Source organism: Lysinibacillus sp. FSL M8-0134 (assembly GCF_038069745.1).
Lineage (GTDB): Bacteria > Bacillota > Bacilli > Bacillales_A > Planococcaceae > Lysinibacillus > Lysinibacillus irui.
This window is the reverse complement of the sequence record NZ_JBBPAJ010000001.1, coordinates 2,893,780-2,912,480: the sequence shown is the minus strand read 5'-3', so window position 1 is coordinate 2,912,480 and position 18,701 is coordinate 2,893,780. Positions and strand designations below refer to the sequence as shown.

Here is an 18,701-nt window from a genome sequence, read left to right as displayed (position 1 = left end):
AGCATGTCCTCCTTTTTCGCTGCATATATTGCCGAAGAAGGAGGCATTTTTTATGAAAAAATTGTTTCAATTAACGCCACTACTTGAATTGTTAGAATATGAATCATTAAAAATTATTGGACCCTACCGTTTTATCCATGCAGATGCGACGACTTGCTCGTTTAATTATGCAGATTATCATATCACTGTTAATGCAGAATCAGTGACTATTAACGCTCTTAAGGAAGAAATGCTTCATCTCACGGTAAATAATCTACAGGAGATTCATATGAAAAAGACAAAGAATATGGGTGTGAGCTAAATGTGGAATAATCGGCCAATCATTGTACGTATAAAGAGGCATGAAAATGTTCATCCTTTTATTCAAGCATTGCATGCTCAACATATTCCGTTAAAACGTGTAGTCTTTCGTGAGCAAGAAGTTTCCTTTGAAACAACGATGCATTATTTACCGAAAATTCGTCGCGTTCGAAGACGCTTTCGCTTAAAAATGGCTGTTTTTTATGCAGATGAGCTACAAGTTTTACGTGCACAGCTTTGGACTTTGCTTGGTTTAGCCTTGATGATTGTCATTCCAATCCTATGTGCACAAGTCATTTGGCGGGTGGATATCGAAGCAGCGACGCCAGAATTAGAGCAACGGCTAGGCAAGACCTTTCAAGATACTTTTCAACTAGAAACACCACTCTCTAAAAAACAGTTACCTTCTAATACTACCATACGTCAAAAACTGTTAGAACAACACCGAGAGCTATCATGGGTGCATATTGATAAACATGGTGGAAGGGTCATACTTAGACCACAGGAGTCACCGAAACAAACAGAGCAAACAAATGAGAAATTAGCCTCTCATTTAGTAGCGACTAAGAGCGGAGTCATTACGCACTTTAATATTAAGAATGGTGAACGAAAAATTTCAATAAACGATACAGCCTATGAGGGGGATGTCCTCGTAAGTGGCGTAATAGAAAGTGGTACAGATCAGGTTTTTGTTGGTGCGAAGGGAGAGGTTTATGCAGATTATTGGTTAGAGTGCTCCTTTAAAATTCCGACGAAAATTACAATGGAAACTGTCCAACAAAAGCAATGGCGAGTATTGGTGAAGGGGATACATCAAGAAAAAGTTGATTATGTACAAAAAAAGGATTTACCGAATTGGTTAGACCCCTATGTTTCAATTGTAGAGGAACAGCAGACGAAAACTGTACAAGTTGAGCTTGATGAATCGAAAATAGAGACATTACTTCTCCCTCTATTGCATGAAAAGGTGCTACGTTCGTTGCCTGAAAAAACGATTATCAAAAAAGAAAACCTTTTACAGGCAAAGTGGGGGAATGGTACAGTTGAAGGGAAAGTTCTATTTTTAGTCAATGAAAACATTGCAAGTCCAATACAAGGCCTACAAGGAGAATGATTATGTCAGAACAGTTAACTGTATTACAAGTGGATAATCCAAATGAAGCGGTTATGCTACTCGGTATTTCCGATGCAAATATGAAATTAGTTGAAGAAGCACTGAATGTTCATATCATTACACGAGGTGAACAAATTCAACTTGCGGGTGAAGAAAATGCTAAGGAACAGGCAACATTTCTTCTGCATGCCTTATTGAAGGTCATTCGCAAAGGAATTAATATTGATCAACGTGATGTCACAACAGCTATTGAAATGACACAAAAAGGAACAATCGAATATTTTGCTGAACTATATGATGAAGAAATAGCCCGTACGACGAAAGGTAAGTCGATTCGTGCAAAAACAATTGGTCAACGAGAATACATACAAGCAATCCGTCACAAAGACGTTGTTTTTGGTATTGGTCCTGCCGGTACTGGGAAAACGTATTTAGCGGTAGTCATGGCAACACAGGCACTTAAAAATGGACACGTGAAGCGTATTATTTTAACTCGCCCTGCTGTTGAAGCAGGAGAGTCTTTAGGATTTCTGCCGGGTGATTTAAAGGAAAAGGTAGATCCATATCTACGACCTCTCTATGATGCTTTAAACGACATTTACGGAGCAGAACAGACGCAACGACTAATTGAACGTGGAACAATTGAAATCGCGCCTCTAGCCTATATGCGTGGTCGTACATTAGATGATGCCTTTGTTATTTTAGATGAAGCACAAAATACAACCCATCAACAAATGAAAATGTTTTTAACACGTTTAGGGTTTGGCTCTAAAATGGTCATTACAGGGGATAAAACGCAAATTGACTTACCTAAAAATACAGAATCTGGTTTAATCGTAGCTGAACGTACATTAAAGTATGTCAAATCAATACATTTCCAAGTATTAGAACAAGGCGATGTCGTACGTCACCCAATCGTAGCCAAAATCATCCAAGCCTACGAAGAACAGCAACTTTAGAATTGCAAAGCAATTCTAAAGTCTGCCCCGAAAGCGAAGCGCCAGGGGCAACGAGTTTTAAAGAAGTCTGCCCCGAAAGCGAAGTGCGCTGGGAAATGGGTTGTCGACGAATGTCGTAAACATAAAATCAATCAGTATATGGAAAAAAATGTGACAGCTATACGAAAATGTATAGCTGTTTTTTGCTTTCTTATTACATTTTTCGAGAAAAATGTATGTTGAATTGGTATGATAGTAGGTAGATAGAGGAGGTGCCAGATGGAGAAACAACTTCGAAAATTTACAGAGTTTATCGGTTTTCGCTACTTTATTATCATTATTCTCATTTTAACAGGTGGCCTACAATTTGCGTTTATGTATGGCAATGTTAAAGGAGTTACATATGATTTCAAACCATTACAGCTTGCGCCTGAAACCGTACGATCTACTAAAACGATCGAAGATACTTATAAGACACAGCAAGAGCGAGAAAAAGCAGCAAATGCGGTGGATTCGGTCTATCAATTTTCGGAGGATGTCGCCAAGCAAAGAGCAGCGATTGTAACATCATTATTTGACTATGTACTAGAAGTAAAAAAGGATGTTGCAAGCAGTAAGGAACCTATTCCCATTGCCGACCAAGTTACACAGCTTCGCAAAAAGTTTGAATCCATAGATGAAGACCAGATGCCTTTAATCTTTACAGATTCGCAGTTAGAAGCTTTATTAGTGCAAAGTGAAGAAGACTTAAATAGAACAAGTACGCAATTATCCAAATTTGTAGAGGAATATTTACAAAAATCCATTCGACCAGAAAATGTCTTTGTTGCTCAAAATGATTTTGAAACAAAGATTCGCGGACAACGAGGGTATCCAGATAAAATATTCAATACAGTGGTGTTAATAGGACGTACAAGTATTATTGAAAATGAAACAATCAATGAGGAACAAACAAAAATTCGAAAAGAACAGGCAAAGGAAAGTGTAGAGCCTACACGAATTTTACAAGGTCAAATTATTGTGCAGGAAGGTCAAATTATTGATAATGAGGCGTACCGTCAACTAGAGCTATTGGGGATGATTAGTAATAAAGCTTCCTTAAAGCCAATTGCAGGACTGATTATTCTCACTTTACTGCAAATGATGTTCATGTATATTTTATTTGAGCGTTGGGAGGCGGACGAACGAAAAAAACGCAATGCGCTTTTAGTAACAGTAATTGTTTATAGTTTGTCTATACTGCTCATGAAGTTTATTAGCTTAGTGTCTGGCGGCTTTGATGTAACGATTGCCTTTTTATTCCCTACGGCATTAGCTACAATGCTAGTAAGATTGTTAGCGGATGAGCGAGCGGCTGTTTTGATTACAGTGATGACAGCTGCTTCAGCTGGGGTTATTTTTCAAGAAGGCTATTCATCGGTAATGCAGATGGAAATTACGTTGTATATCATTTTCGGCGGATTTGCCAGCCTATTCTTTTTACGTAGTGTTGAGAAGCGCTCACATATTTTACATGCGGTTGGTGTGATTTCACTTGTAAATATGGCTTTTATCGCCTTTTACTTATTAATGACACAATCATCCTATGGCCTACCAGAATTAATGTTTTATTTTATTGCAGCAATGTTATCTGCTTTACTTTCAGGGGCCTTAACAATGGGACTTTTACCATTTTTTGAATCAGCCTTTAGCTTATTATCGTCACTACGTTTAATCGAGCTATCCAACCCGAATCATCCATTATTAAAAAAATTACTAATGGAAGCACCAGGCACATATCATCATAGTGTAATGGTTGCGAACTTAGCGGAGGCAGCGTGTGAAGAAATTGGTGCTGATGGATTATTAGCACGTGTTGGATGCTACTATCATGATATTGGTAAAACAAAGCGTCCAGCTTTTTTCATTGAAAACCAGATGTCTGGTATTAACCCACACGATTCATTACCACCTGAAACGAGTGCGGAAATTATTATAGCCCATACGACTGACGGAGCTGACATGTTAAAACGCTATAAAATGCCTCAAGAAATAATTGATATCGCCTTACAGCATCATGGAACAAGTTTGTTAAAATTTTTCTTATTTAAAGCAAAAGAGCAGGGGAAATCCATTGATGAAGCTACGTTCAGATATCCTGGGCCAAAACCTCAAACAAAGGAAGCGGCCATTATTAGTGTGGCGGATAGTGTAGAGGCAGCGGTTCGTTCAATGAAAGAACCTAATGCTGAAAAAATTCATAAGCTAGTACGAGCTATTATTGATGATCGAGTACAGGATAATCAGTTTGATGAATGCGATATTTCAATAAAAGAGTTAAAATGTATAGAGAGAGTTCTTTGTGAAACGTTGAATGGGATTTTCCACTCACGTATTGAATATCCAAAGGCAGACAAGTAGGAGGATCTATGATTTTAACAATTGATTTTACAGATGAAACAAATGAAGTATCAGTACAGCATACGGAGCTTGTTGAAAAGCTATTGCAGCATGCTGCGAGTATTGAAAACATTGAGCCAGAAACAGAGGTTTCTGTGACGTTTGTTACGAACGAGGCGATTCAAGATATTAATCGTGAATACCGTGGCAAGGATCAGCCAACAGATGTTATTTCCTTTGCACTAGAGGAGCTGGGTGAAGGGGAAATAGAAGTAACGTTTGAAGGTATGCCACGAATATTAGGGGATATCATTATTTCAACCGATCGTGCAAAAGAGCAAGCTGAGGAATACAATCATTCCTTTGAGCGAGAATTAGGCTTTTTAGCAGTGCATGGTTTTTTACATTTACTTGGTTATGACCATATGGAGCCAGAAGATGAAAAAGTAATGTTTGCAAAGCAAGATGACATATTAAAGACTTTCGGTTTAGGACGAGACTAAATGGATTGGCGCAAATACTTGGGATCTTTTGGCTATGCAATAGAAGGCATCCTAACAGCGAGTAAAGAACAGAATTTTAAATCGCATGTAGTAAGTGCAATTATTGTTATGTTGGCTGGTTATTTAACGGGTTTATCTCGTATCGAATGGTATATTGTGCTACTATTAATAGCACTAATGTTTGCACTAGAAATGATCAATACAGCCATCGAACGGGTAGTCGATTTAGCTTCCCCAGAGATACACCCACTTGCTAAGCAAGCAAAAGACATTGCAGCAGGTGCAGTGCTTGTATTTGCGCTATTCAGTGCTATAATCGGATTACTCATCTTTCTACCAAAATGGTTTTAATGGAAATGAGTGTCTTCTAATGTAAATAAACCATAAATGTGAGGGAGAATTAGTATAGATGACAATGGATATGCAAGCATTACTAGAAGAATCAAAAAAAGCACGTGAAAAAGCTTATGTTCCGTACTCAAAATTTAAAGTAGGGGCTGCTCTTCTAACAAAAGAGGGAGAGGTTATTCACGGCTGTAATATTGAAAATGCAGGCTATAGTATGACGAATTGTGCGGAGCGTACAGCGTTTTTTAAGGCAATATCTGAGGGCATTTACGAATTTGAAGCCATTGCGATTGTAGCTGATACTGACGGGCCATGTGCACCATGTGGAGCATGTCGTCAGGTCATGATGGAGTTTTGTGCTCCAACTATGCCTGTCTATTTAACGAATTTAAAAGGTGATGTTACGGTAACGTCAGTGGGCGAATTACTACCGTTTGCCTTTACGACGGAGGATTTAGAGAATGCAGGAAACTAATAATGGCTACAAGTCAGGCTTTATCTCTATTATTGGTCGCCCGAACGTTGGAAAATCGACATTTTTAAATCGTGTCATTGGCCAAAAAATTGCGATCATGAGTGATAAGCCGCAAACAACACGAAATAAAGTACAAGGCGTACTAACAACAAATGATAGCCAGATGATTTTTATTGATACACCGGGTATCCACAAACCAAAACATAAACTAGGCGATTTCATGCTCAAGGTTTCTAAAAACACGTTACGTGAAGTGGACGTTATTATGTTCATGGTCAATGCGGAGCAGAAACTTGGTAAAGGCGATGAATTTATTCTAGAAATGTTAGCTGGGAACCCAACCCCTGTCTTCCTAGTTATCAATAAAATCGATGCCATTCATCCTGATGAGCTAATAGGGATTATTGACAGTTATAAAGAACGCTATAACTTTGCAGAGATTGTACCGATTTCGGCTCTACAAGGCAATAATGTAGAAAATTTATTAGCAACACTATCGAAATATTTACCAGAAGGGCCACAATACTACCCAGCGGATCAAGTAACAGATCATCCAGAGCGATTTATTATTTCAGAGCTTATTCGTGAAAAAGTGTTACATTTAACACGTGAAGAAATTCCGCATTCTATAGCTGTTGTCATAGATAAAATTCGTCGAGATGAAGAAAATGAAGATAAAATTCATGTTGCAGCCACAATCATTGTGGAGCGCGATTCTCAAAAAGGCATTGTTATTGGTAAACGTGGTGCCTTATTGAAAGAAGTAGGGACACGGGCGCGTAAGGATATCGAAATGCTGCTAGGTTCTAAAGTTTATTTAGAGCTATGGGTAAAGGTACAAAAAGATTGGCGCAATAAATCAACGCATTTACGTGATTTCGGTTTCCGTGATGATGAATATTAAGATGCTTTTATAGTTTTTACGTTGAGCTGTCCAAAAAAATTTGGAGAGCTCTATTTTCATGGACAGCTTTTAGAAAGGAGGGGGACTATGCTTCATAAATGGGAAGGAATTGTTTTAAAGGTGCGTGCTTATGGTGAATCCAATAAAATTGTGACCTTATTGACGCGTGAGGCAGGGAAGGTTGCCACTATGGCACGAGGAGCTAAAAAGCCTTCTAGTCGATTAGCATCTGTCACACAACCCTTTACGTATGGCATGTTTATGGTACAACACCATACAGGCATGGGTACATTGCAACAAGGGGAGCATTTGAATTCGATGCGCCATATTCGTGAGGATATAATGGCTACAGCTTATGCTAGCTACATAATGGAATTAGTGGAGCGTGTGGTAGAAGAAGGAAAGCCGGAGCCCTTTGCATTTGATGTATTACTCCATGCTTTACAAGCAATAGAGGAAGGCTATGATCCTGAAGCCATTACCCTTTTTGTAGAATGGAAAATGCTGCCCTATACAGGTGTGCAACCCATATTACATGCTTGTGCCTCATGTGGAGCTGTAGATGGAGAGTTTGCTTTTTCCTTTGCACAAGGAGGTTTTTTATGTCATCGCTGTTATCAGCATGATCCCTACATCATCCGCTTAACCCCAACCCAGCTTAAGCTAATACGTATGTTTTATACAGTTCCAATTGATCAAATTGGAAAAATAGATCTGAAAAAGGAAACAAAATATTTTATCAAAAAAATTATTACAACGATTTATGAAGAGCAAACGGGTATTCGCTTTAAGACGAGAAAATTTATTGAGCAGCTAGAGAGAACACCTGAATTGCAAATACGGTCTAAAGAGGAAATGCCAGAAGATCAATAATGTTCTTCTGGCATTTTGCATTTTTTAAATTTCATCGTCTAATACGAATAAAATAGCCCGTTTACCAGCAATACTTTCAATATAAAGATCAGCTTAGCTCTCTCCCCGTTTTTTCCCCGTTAAATAGAGAATGGCAGTGTCTGCAAAAATCGATAACTACATAAACAGGGGCGAAAGGAGCTCAGAAGCGGCTAGTGTTAATTCATCCGTTACCTGTGTTGGTACGAATGGTAATTTGCTATCCGTTCACTTAATGGGTAGATTTCTGTACAATCCTCTTCTTTTACTTCTTCTGGCGTTGCCTTTAGCTTTCCATTAACGTTTTTCACATGTATTAAAAAGCTTTAGTACTTATCTCCTTCTATAAAGGTGAAAAATGGAAACTTTACGTATGAAACCTTTCCTTTAATAAGGAAAGTGGATGGATAAAATTTAAAATTTTACAAAATAAAATTAACGTAAAAATTTATTCTTATTTAATAAATACTTGTTTTAAAATCATCATTTATATGTCTATTGAATTCATTAATAACGTTGAAATTATAAAGATTAATTATTTTATAGTTAAATGGAATTGTATTTTCATTTAGTTTTCAATATATAAATAGTAGAAACTATTCATAGGAGTCCCATATACTAGTTGAAAAGGTATTTTAACCTATGATATTGTAAATGATGTAGATAATCGTATTTATATTTTTATGAGTATAATTAGTCGTTTCATCCCCGTAAATGTACGTTAGATAAATTTAGATTTGCCTATGAAAAGCCTCTATCAGCAAAAACGTATGCTTATACGTTTATCAGAATAACGCAGTCTTACGGAAGAAGGAGGGAGTCACATAGTGCTTAGTACATGCGTATGTGGCAGAAAATATGCTACGAAAAGTAACCTTAAGTATTCATGAAGTTGAAGCAAATGATATCTTAGCAGAAGATATTTTTTCAGAGTATCGCTTACTAGCTAAAAAGGATCTAGTTTTAACGGAACGAATTATTGCCTTACTTAAACTTCGTAAAGTAGATGAATTGTCTGTCTATTTACCATCTGATTCAGTTCGAGTTGTCCATGATTTAAGTGCGCAACGAACAAGAGAATATGAAGATCTCTTTGCCCCATTAATTGAAAAAAGCGAGCCAGTTGATGATTATAAGGAAAAAGTGAGTCAGCTTTTTATGACCACCCTGGAGAATGTCGTGCATGAATTGCGCTATGGGCAAATACTTAAAAGTATGCAGGATACAGCCTATGTACGAGAGATTTTCGAAAAAATTTTAGAAAAAAAACATCGTTATGAACTGCTTATACGTTTAAAGGAATGGGATGAATATTCCTTTGTCCATTCATTTGATGTATTTGTATTAGGTACCATCTTTGCTAGATACCTAGGTTTAATGGATATCGAAACGTTAGCAAGGGGTTATTTGTTCCATGATATTGGGAAGGTGTTTATCCCTCAAGAAATACTAAATTTAAAGAGAAAGCTCTCAGAAGATGAATTTGAAATCGTTAAAACACACACAACAAGGGGTTATGAGCTACTAGTAGAACAAAATGAAGAGGACATCGCCTATTTAGCGCGAGATCACCACGAACGCTTTGCCGGGAAGGGCTATCCGAATCAACTTTGTGCAGATAATATGAGTGAAGGTGTGCAATTATTACAAATTATTGATGTTTATTCAGCCATGACATCAAAGAGAGTCTATCATATGGGCTACGGTGCTACAGATGCTTTAGCTGTTTTATATAGAGATCGCCATTTATATAATGAGAATTTTATGCATAAGTTTGTAGAATGTTTAGGAATTTACCCAGTCAACTCGGTTGTAATGTTGTCAGATAATCGCAGTGCACAAGTTGAGTTAGTGTATGATTTATTTCCTACATTACCGAAGGTGAGATTGCTAGATGAACAGAAATCGATGAACCTGCCTTTGAATTATAGTGTGAAAATTGCGAAGATGATTGACTATCGTTCCAATAGCTTTGAAGAGATTTTTAACTTATTTGTGGAGCAATTGATTCGCTGTGATGAAAATAATCTGAGAATTCATTTTAATAAATTAATTGACCATTTACATCCTAAAGAAATTGTTTTGAAAATTTTCTTACCAGCCTTTCGTATTTTACGTGTGTTAACAAGAGAAATTCAAACAGATATGACGAAATACAAAACCGCTATAAGCATCTTAAAAAAACTATTAGAAGAGCAATTAAATGTTTTATACATGGATTATCAGCATGAGAAAACGGCCATTTTAGTAGTAGAAACATCATTACGAGAAAATTTTTTCATTAAGCTTGTACAAAGTATTTTGTATATTGATAAAATTGTACCATTTTTCATCAATCCTGGTGATGATCAGCGAATTACACAATTAATGGGACATTGCGATGTGAATGTCGCTTATTTTATTGAAGATGAGCGAACTGTTGATAAGCGAGTACGTCCTATGCGAGAAGGAACGTTTCTATATTACTCATTAGATGATATTGAAGAGGTACTTGTTAGTTTAATTGGGATGAGTATGAAAAAGTTTTCTTTTGAGGAAAAGATGCAAGAGCGCTTATTTTCAACATCCCAAGTATAAGAAAGAGGGAGTGCCTTATCGGCTACTCCCTCTTTTGGTAATTTAAACATTAGAATTGAAGATGTTTTTCAATATATGCTTTTACTTCTGCAATTGGCATACGAACTTGTGACATAGAGTCGCGGTGTCGAACTGTTACTTGGCCATCCTCTTTTGAGTCAAAATCGTAAGTGATACAGAATGGTGTACCAATTTCATCTTGTCGGCGGTAACGTTTACCAATAGATTGTGATTCATCGAAATCAACAGGGAACGCTTTACGAAGCTCAGCCCAAACATTAGCCGCTTCATCAGATAATTTTTTAGAAAGTGGTAGAACAGCAGCTTTGAATGGTGCTAAAGCAGGGTGGAAGCGTAACACTGTACGTTTATCGTCGCCTTCTAGCTCCTCTTCATCATAAGCATCACATAGGAATGCTAATGTTACACGATCTGCTCCTAAAGATGGTTCAATACAATAAGGAACATAGCGTTCATTTGAAACTGGATCGATATAAGTGAAATCTTCACCAGAATGTTCCATATGTTGTTTTAAATCGTAATCTGTACGATCAGCAACGCCCCAAAGCTCTCCCCAACCAAATGGGAATTTGAATTCGATATCTGTTGTCGCATTTGAGTAGTGAGATAGCTCATCATCCTCGTGATCACGAAGACGCATAGAATCTTCCTTCATGCCTAAGTTTAGTAACCAATTTTTACAGAATTCTTTCCAATATGCATGCCATTCAAGGTCTTCACCTGGTTTGCAGAAGAATTCTAGCTCCATTTGTTCGAATTCACGAGTACGGAATGTGAAGTTACCTGGTGTGATTTCATTACGGAAAGACTTACCGATTTGTGCAATACCAAAAGGTGTACGTTTACGCATAGAGCGTTGAACGTTTTTGAAGTTTACGAATATACCTTGTGCCGTTTCAGGACGTAAGTAAATTTCATTAGTAGACGATTCCGTTACACCTTGGAAAGTTTTAAACATAAGGTTGAATTGGCGAATATCTGTGAAATCAGCTTTTCCGCAATCAGGACATACAACGTCATATTTAATCATTGTTTCTTTCATTTGATCGAATGTCATACCATCGACAATGATTTCATCACCTTTTGCTAACGCAGCATCTTCAATAATTTTATCTGCACGATGGCGAGCTTTACAAGATTTACAGTCAATCATTGGGTCATTGAAATTACCCACGTGACCAGAAGCAACCCAAGCTTTTGGATTCATTAAGATAGCCGCGTCAATACCTACATTGTATTCTGATTCTTGAACGAATTTTTGCCACCATGCTTTTTTAATATTGTTTTTTAATTCAACACCTAGTGGACCATAATCCCAAGTGTTTGCTAGACCACCGTAGATTTCTGAGCCTGGGAAGACAAAACCTCGGTGTTTTGCTAATGATACGATGGTTTCCATTGATTTGTTAGCCATAAAATAGCCTCCTTCTTAGTTTTACAGATTATTCTTTTAGCGGTAAATCGCTAAAGTTTGTTCATTTAGTTGGACTAAATGAAAATAGCACCCGTCTCCGGGCACAATGTATGCCCAGGGACGAGTGCTAATACCCGCGGTTCCACCCTGATTGTTTTAAACAAAAGTTTAAAACCTCTTTTTAAAAAGTTAGCTCAGGGAGTGCCTTTTCTCTGTTGCTATGTAGACTTTCACCATCTTCTACTCGCTATTGAATGGAACAGATACTTTTTTCCCATCATCGCCTGTATAACGCAATTTTGCTCGAAAATACAAATAGAGCAAGCGTATGTGTCAATATTGTAGCATGTAGTTCTTTAATTCGCAATAATTATTAAAATAGTATATAATAATTGAGCATAAGTATAACACTATTAGATTTGAGGCGGTGAGTCCAATCGAACTCAATAAACGTCAGGAAGACATATTACAAATTGTAAAAGAAAACGGCCCTATTACTGGTGAACATATTGCCGAACGTCTCAATCTGACAAGAGCAACTTTAAGACCAGATTTAGCCATTCTAACAATGGCAGGATTTTTAGATGCAAGACCAAGAGTTGGTTATTTTTATTCTGGTAAAAAGGCATCTGTCAACCTAATGGATAGTATTCATAATTTAAAAGTGAAGGATTTCCATTCGGGTCCTGTAGTAGTACCAGAAACAATGACGGTTTATGATGCAATTTGCTTTATGTTTTCTGAAGATGTTGGTACACTCTTTGTCGTAGATAAGAATGAGTTTTTGACAGGCGTACTATCTCGCAAAGATTTACTGCGTACTAGTATTGGCACGCAGGATTTAAATAAAATTCCAGTACATATTATTATGACACGTATGCCAAATATTTCGTACTGTGAAAGATCCGATTCTTTAGTTGTCGCGGCGAACAAACTTATTGAACGAGAAGTTGATTCGCTACCAGTGGTTGAACCCCAAGAGGGTGGTTTGACCATAGTAGGTCGTCTTACAAAAACAACGATTACACGAGCTTTCTTATCTCTTGCACAAAATGTCTAAAGTTAGAAGGAGACTGCATGAAAAGACTACGCGTATTTGTTGTATCTGATTCAGTCGGTGAAACTGGTGATCAAGTTGCAAAAGCAGTTATTAGCCAGTTCCGACCGGGTCTTGAAAATACTGTTATTCGTCGATTTCCACATATTCAATCCGAGGAGCTTATTCGTAAAATTGTTTTTCTTGCAGCACAACAGCGAGCATTTATCGTCTATACACTAGTTCGTCAAGAAATGCGTAAATTATTACATGATCTATGTGAACAAGAAAAAATTCATGCCGTGGATATTTTAGGACCAGCTTTACAATCCATGGCGACCTTTATGGAAGAGAATCCTTTAGAAACACCAGGTATTGTTCATATGCTTGATGACGATTATTTTAAAAAAATAGAAGCGATTGAATTTGCGGTAAAATATGATGATGGTAGAGATCCACGTGGATTACTACAGGCGGATATTGTCCTTGTGGGTGTATCAAGAACGTCCAAAACTCCACTTTCACAATATTTAGCCCATAAAAAATATAAGGTGGCAAATGTTCCTTTAGTTCCAGAGGTAGAACCACCTGAAGAGCTTTTACAGCTAGATCCAAAAAAATGCTTTGGCTTAATCATTTCACCTGAAAAGTTAAACTCTATAAGAAAAGAACGATTAATGTCACTTGGATTGAATGATGATGCCATATACGCACAGCATGAACGAATTTTAGAAGAAATCCAACATTTTGAAAAAATTGTCGATAAAATAGGCTGTAAAGTTATAGATGTGACGAACAAAGCGGTAGAAGAGACAGCAAATACAATCATAGAACATATTTTGACCTGTAAATAAGAAAGTAATTTGAAACCACCTCGGTTAGTAGAGGCGGTTTTTTTGAGTGGATTTTGAAAATGGTATAGATAAAAACTAATTTTTGTTTTATAATAATAAAATTGTGGTAAAAATATTTATAAGAGAAAAATCCTAATTTTTTGTCGAGAAATAAAGGAATTTTAAAACGAATAGCGAATTGTGTTTCTATAACGCAAATATAGAAGATGGTGATGGAGTTGGCAGGGAAAATTCCAGAAGAAGTAATTGAACAGATTCGTACACAATCGGATATCGTTGATGTAATTAGTGAATACATGCAGCTGACCAAGCGTGGGCGAAATTGGTTTGGCCTCTGTCCATTTCATGGAGAGCAAACACCATCTTTTTCTGTATCAACTGATAAGCAAATTTTTCATTGCTTTGGTTGTGGTGCAGGGGGAAATGCTATTACTTTTGTAATGGATATGGAAGGTATTTCTTTTCCTGATGCAGTTGTGAAACTTGGAGAACGTGTTGGCATACAATTAGATGTTGAGCCAAGTTTTCCAGGGGGAACGAAAAAAGTATCTAAAGCAGAAGAAAGGATGAAGGAAGCACACGCTTTTGCGGCAGATTTTTTTCACCATCTACTATTAAATACAGAGGATGGCGAAGAACCTTTAAATTATTTACTAGAAAGAGGATTTACAAGGGAACTTATCGAATCTAATAACATTGGTTGGTCTCTCCCAAGCTTTGATGCATTAACAATATTGCTTGAAAGAAAAGGTTATAACTTACAAGAAATTGCGGAAAGTGGCTTAATCATTAAGCGAGAGGGAGAAGAACGTTATTTTGATCGTTTTAGAGGACGAATCATGTTTCCTATTCGTGATGAAAATGGTAAAATCATTGCCTTCTCTGGTCGAATAATTTCATCAACTGGTGAGGAAGCGAAATATTTAAATAGTCCAGAATCACCAATATTTCAAAAAAGTGAAGTGCTATATAACCTAGATAAAGCACGAACTTCTATCAGAAAAAATCGTCAAGTAGTATTGATGGAAGGTTTTATGGATGTACTAGCAGCTAACTCTGTAGGTGTAATGAATGCCGTTGCGACTATGGGTACCTCGCTAACAAATCAGCATATCACAAAGCTAAAGCGCTTAGTAGAGCAGATTACGATTTGCTATGATGGTGATAATGCTGGATTTGATGCAGCAAAACGAGCGGCGCAATTACTGCATACGGAGCGGATGAAAGTTAATATTGCTGTGTTACCAGAAAAATTAGATCCTGATGAATATATTCGCACTTTAGGTGGACAAGCATTTAAGGAACAAATTTTGGAAAACCCTCATGCGTATATTGCTTTTATGATGATGCATGCTAGACGCAATAAGAACTTTCAATTTGAAAATGATACGCTTCAATATATTCAAGAAGTCCTAGAACAGCTGGTAGGTAGATCATCACCAGTGGAACGAGATTTGTATATACGACAGCTATCAAATGAAACAAATATCTCGGAAGAAGCCATTTATGCCCAATTCCGAAAGCTGGAGGCTAATCAGGTACGTTCTACAAAAGCAGAAATGCCTACACAGATGCCTTCAATGCCAGTCACACAGCAACAAAAGCCTATGGACGCAGCCGAACGTGCCGAACGTTTATTACTGGCTCATATGCTTCATAATATAGATGTAGTAGACAGGGTATTACGAAGTGACCAGAAAGAGCCATTTGTACGAGATGCTTATATGGCAGTTTTTGTTCGCTTAGTAGGATTTTATGAGGAATATGGTCATCCAGATTATCAACGCTTTGTAGAAATCTTAGATGACGCTGAATTACGGAAGATTGTTATGGAAGCAGCTTTAGTCGAGCGAGATCCTGATCAAGCAGAGGCAGAGGTTATGGACTCCATCCGTCAGCTTCAAAAATATAGAATTGAGCAAGAAATTTATCAAAAGATGCATGAGTCAAAGGAAGCGGAGAAGATGCATGAGTATGCACGTGCACTTGAAATCGCCCAACAGATTATTCATTTAAGAAAATCGTTATCGGCGATTTAACCCGATTCGGTTGTTTAGAAGGAGGAAGGTTTATGGCGGACAAGTCAGAACGTTCAAAAGAGATAGAAGTAGAAATTACATTAGATGATGCAAAAAAATTCCTACAAGAAAAAGCAAAAACAGAAGGTGAAATTTCTATGAAAGAAATTTCAGAGAAACTAACGCCTTATGAATTGGAAAACGAAGAAATTTTCCATTTTGCTGAGGATCTTGAAAAGCATAAAGATATTCAAATCATTGGTAAAGAAGAATTTGAAGAAGAAAGTCTCATGAAAGAAGAAGCGAATGAAGAAACTTTCGACTTAAATGATTTGAGTGTACCACCAGGTGTTAAAATTAATGACCCTGTACGTATGTATTTAAAGGAAATCGGCCGAGTAGATTTACTGTCAGCTGAACAAGAAATTGCTCTTGCAGAGCGTATTGAGCAAGGGGACGAGGAAGCACGTAAACGTCTTGCAGAAGCTAACTTACGTCTTGTTGTATCGATTGCGAAGCGTTATGTTGGTCGTGGCATGCTATTCCTTGATTTAATTCAAGAAGGAAATATGGGTCTTATTAAAGCGGTAGAAAAATTCGATTACCGTAAAGGCTTTAAATTCTCTACTTATGCTACATGGTGGATTCGTCAGGCTATTACACGTGCAATCGCTGACCAAGCTCGTACAATCCGTATTCCTGTTCATATGGTCGAAACCATTAATAAATTAATACGTGTACAACGTCAACTTTTACAGGATCTAGGCCGTGAACCTTCTCCAGAAGAAATTGGTGAAGAAATGGATTTAACACCTGAAAAAGTACGTGAAATTTTAAAAATTGCACAAGAACCAGTATCTCTTGAAACACCAATTGGAGAAGAAGATGATTCACATTTAGGAGACTTTATTGAGGACTCCGAAGCACAATCTCCATCTGATCATGCAGCCTATGAATTGTTAAAAGAGCAGTTAGAAGATGTATTAGATACTTTAACAGATCGTGAAGAAAATGTACTTCGTCTACGTTTTGGTTTAGATGATGGTCGCACACGAACTTTAGAAGAGGTAGGGAAAGTCTTTGGCGTAACACGTGAGCGTATTCGCCAAATTGAAGCAAAGGCATTAAGAAAATTACGCCACCCATCTCGTAGTAAACGTTTAAAAGACTTCTTAGAGTAAATTTAAATAGATGGAGCTATCCCATTAGTGTGAAAATACCTAGTTGGATAGCTCTTTTTTATACAGTGAAAATGAAAAGTGCCCCTCTATTCACCTATCTAGTTATCTCCAATAATAGATAATTAGAATGAAGGGAATGATGGATTTGCTACTTTGTACAGATGTATTTTTAAATAGTGTGAGATAAAATTGTAATACAACCATTATTAAGCAATGTTTGGAGCTAACACTATGACAAATCCTCGAAAAAAAATAATTCTGAATGAAATTTTGTTTTGGAAGCAAAATAAACTTTTGCCAGAGCACTATTGCGACTTTCTAGCAGCTCTTTATACGGAAGGAGCAGATATAGAGGAAATAGAACCAGTGCAACATCCTAAACAAGCGATCTTACCATCAGAAAAAAGAAAAATGATCCTGTTAGTTGTAGGTCTATGTATCGCCATTATGGCTGTATTGGCTATCTATTTTACAATAAAATCTTTGACTTTGATCTTAACTGTTCTTGTGGGGATAGGCGCGTGCATATTATTCATTGTTGCATGGCAAATGGCACGAAAAAAACAACTACTAGCCCCTATTTTTCATGTATTAGCGGCAATTCTGCTGTTTAGTATGTCTATCCGCATTTGCACTACATATTTTAGTGGAAATAATATGGTTTTATTTTGCTTGATTGCAGCGAATTGTCTAATATGGCTTTGGTCGGGTATTAAAATGAAACTGTTATATTTCACAGTCTCAGGTGCTTTAGGATTACTAGCACTGATTGGGTATTATATCATAAATTTATCTTAACTCAGTAAGCATACAATATTTCCATCGAAATAAGCTTTACCATTAAAAAATGTTATTCTACAACAATGAATCTACAATTTGATCAACATGTAAATAAAGTTCTCATCTTTTGGATTAATAAAGTCTGTATGCTGAAACATAGCATACAGATTTTTTTATTTTTTGGTATATGAATGTCTGCAAAGGGTATGATAACAGCAAGAGTATAAGGAAAAAGAGTTGGATGGGGGGATCAATTTGACCAAATTTTGGTGTTTGCAAGACATATTTTATCCAATAGATACAGAAATGTCGAATTTGTTACAAACAAAGGAAAACTTAGCGAATAGGGCTTTTCGTTTCTTTGTTAATGAAGTACAATATTAGATGTTGACTGATTCTATATTATAATAGAAGTAGACTTAAAATGAGGAGGGGAAACTTATGAAAAACAATCCAGTCGTTCCTTACATCTTAATTCTGGCATTTGGTATTGGTCTTATTTTCTTCATGTCTTTACAAGGTGCAGATAACAAGAAAGAAATTGCTGCTGAACATGAGGGTGGTGGCGAAACTACTACAGAAACTACAGACGCGAATGCTGATGGTTCAGCACTAGTACAATCTTGTATCGGTTGTCACGGTGGTGATTTAACTGGTAGTATGGGTCCAAATCTACATGGCTTAGATGAAGCACATATCGTAGAAGTTTTAACAAAGGGTATCGAAGGTACTCCTATGCAACCTAACATGAAAACTGAAGAGGAAGCAAAAGCAATCGCTGAATACATTTCTACTTTAGAATAGTATGACTGACAAGTAGCTGTACTGCTAAAGTACAGCTACTTTTATCTTTAAAAGAATGCACCGAGGTCGTCTTGGGACTTTTAGGTACATAATAAAATGGGGTTGTCCACATAGAAATATGGACAACTCCATTTGTTTTTTTTCACGACATCATCCATACTATT

Annotated in this window: 17 protein-coding genes; 16 read left to right on the top strand and 1 reads right to left on the bottom strand. The window is 37.0% G+C overall.

Going from position 1 to position 18,701, the window contains the following annotated elements; all coding sequences use genetic code 11:
- Nucleotides 1-52 precede the first annotated feature (52 nt).
- The 10 genes from MKY49_RS14920 to MKY49_RS14875 all read left to right on the top strand — a co-directional run bounded on the left by MKY49_RS14920 (nucleotide 53) and on the right by MKY49_RS14875 (nucleotide 10,429).
- The gene (locus tag MKY49_RS14920) at nucleotides 53-301 is read left to right on the top strand and encodes a hypothetical protein (RefSeq protein WP_341386592.1); all 249 of its coding nucleotides are present in this window, start codon (nucleotides 53-55) and stop codon (nucleotides 299-301) included.
- Complete coding sequence (locus tag MKY49_RS14915; protein WP_341386591.1) at nucleotides 302-1,414, top strand: sporulation protein YqfD; 1,113 nt, start codon at nucleotides 302-304, stop codon at nucleotides 1,412-1,414.
- A gap of 2 nt (nucleotides 1,415-1,416) precedes the next feature.
- Nucleotides 1,417-2,373 (top strand): PhoH family protein, encoded by a 957-nt coding sequence (locus MKY49_RS14910; protein ID WP_274793800.1) that lies wholly within the window; start codon nucleotides 1,417-1,419, stop codon nucleotides 2,371-2,373.
- Nucleotides 2,374-2,631: 258 nt separating this feature from the next.
- Nucleotides 2,632-4,752 carry an HD family phosphohydrolase gene (locus MKY49_RS14905; RefSeq protein WP_274793799.1) on the top strand — a complete coding sequence of 707 codons (2,121 nt, stop codon included), beginning with the start codon at nucleotides 2,632-2,634 and terminating at the stop codon, nucleotides 4,750-4,752.
- Between the two features lie 8 nt (nucleotides 4,753-4,760).
- The gene (gene ybeY, locus MKY49_RS14900; protein WP_322605674.1) at nucleotides 4,761-5,234 is read left to right on the top strand and encodes an rRNA maturation RNase YbeY; all 474 of its coding nucleotides are present in this window, start codon (nucleotides 4,761-4,763) and stop codon (nucleotides 5,232-5,234) included.
- On the top strand, nucleotides 5,235-5,585 hold the full coding sequence (locus MKY49_RS14895; protein WP_341386590.1) for a diacylglycerol kinase family protein: 351 nt from the start codon (nucleotides 5,235-5,237) through the stop codon (nucleotides 5,583-5,585).
- Between the two features lie 58 nt (nucleotides 5,586-5,643).
- Entirely contained in the window at nucleotides 5,644-6,057 is a 414-nt protein-coding gene (locus tag MKY49_RS14890) for a cytidine deaminase (protein ID WP_274793796.1), read from the top strand.
- Nucleotides 6,044-6,961 (top strand): GTPase Era, encoded by a 918-nt coding sequence (gene era / locus MKY49_RS14885; RefSeq protein WP_274793795.1) that lies wholly within the window; start codon nucleotides 6,044-6,046, stop codon nucleotides 6,959-6,961. The genes MKY49_RS14890 and era overlap by 14 nt, the downstream gene beginning before the upstream one ends.
- An 87-nt stretch (nucleotides 6,962-7,048) precedes the next feature.
- On the top strand, nucleotides 7,049-7,834 hold the full coding sequence (gene recO, locus MKY49_RS14880; RefSeq protein WP_274793794.1) for a DNA repair protein RecO: 786 nt from the start codon (nucleotides 7,049-7,051) through the stop codon (nucleotides 7,832-7,834).
- Nucleotides 7,835-8,710: 876 nt separating this feature from the next.
- Complete coding sequence (locus MKY49_RS14875; protein ID WP_341386589.1) at nucleotides 8,711-10,429, top strand: HD-GYP domain-containing protein; 1,719 nt, start codon at nucleotides 8,711-8,713, stop codon at nucleotides 10,427-10,429.
- 49 nt (nucleotides 10,430-10,478) lie between these two features.
- On the opposite strand, the gene MKY49_RS14870 is transcribed toward MKY49_RS14875, so the two are convergent.
- Nucleotides 10,479-11,864: a glycine--tRNA ligase gene (locus MKY49_RS14870; RefSeq protein WP_274793792.1), complete on the bottom strand. Its 1,386-nt coding sequence runs from the start codon at nucleotides 11,862-11,864 to the stop codon at nucleotides 10,479-10,481.
- A gap of 427 nt (nucleotides 11,865-12,291) precedes the next feature.
- On the opposite strand from MKY49_RS14870, the gene MKY49_RS14865 reads away from it, so the two are divergent.
- The 6 genes from MKY49_RS14865 to cccA all read left to right on the top strand — a co-directional run bounded on the left by MKY49_RS14865 (nucleotide 12,292) and on the right by cccA (nucleotide 18,537).
- Nucleotides 12,292-12,924: a helix-turn-helix transcriptional regulator gene (locus MKY49_RS14865; RefSeq protein ID WP_274793791.1), complete on the top strand. Its 633-nt coding sequence runs from the start codon at nucleotides 12,292-12,294 to the stop codon at nucleotides 12,922-12,924.
- 17 nt (nucleotides 12,925-12,941) lie between these two features.
- Nucleotides 12,942-13,754, top strand: coding sequence for a pyruvate, water dikinase regulatory protein (locus MKY49_RS14860; RefSeq protein ID WP_274793790.1), 813 nt, complete (start codon nucleotides 12,942-12,944; stop codon nucleotides 13,752-13,754).
- 206 nt (nucleotides 13,755-13,960) lie between these two features.
- Nucleotides 13,961-15,793, top strand: coding sequence for a DNA primase (dnaG, locus tag MKY49_RS14855; RefSeq protein ID WP_341386588.1), 1,833 nt, complete (start codon nucleotides 13,961-13,963; stop codon nucleotides 15,791-15,793).
- Nucleotides 15,794-15,825: 32 nt separating this feature from the next.
- Complete coding sequence (rpoD, locus tag MKY49_RS14850; protein WP_004227165.1) at nucleotides 15,826-16,953, top strand: RNA polymerase sigma factor RpoD; 1,128 nt, start codon at nucleotides 15,826-15,828, stop codon at nucleotides 16,951-16,953.
- A gap of 231 nt (nucleotides 16,954-17,184) precedes the next feature.
- Nucleotides 17,185-17,751, top strand: coding sequence for a hypothetical protein (locus MKY49_RS14845; RefSeq protein ID WP_274793788.1), 567 nt, complete (start codon nucleotides 17,185-17,187; stop codon nucleotides 17,749-17,751).
- 423 nt (nucleotides 17,752-18,174) lie between these two features.
- The gene (gene cccA / locus MKY49_RS14840; RefSeq protein ID WP_274793787.1) at nucleotides 18,175-18,537 is read left to right on the top strand and encodes a cytochrome c550; all 363 of its coding nucleotides are present in this window, start codon (nucleotides 18,175-18,177) and stop codon (nucleotides 18,535-18,537) included.
- Nucleotides 18,538-18,701 lie beyond the last annotated feature (164 nt).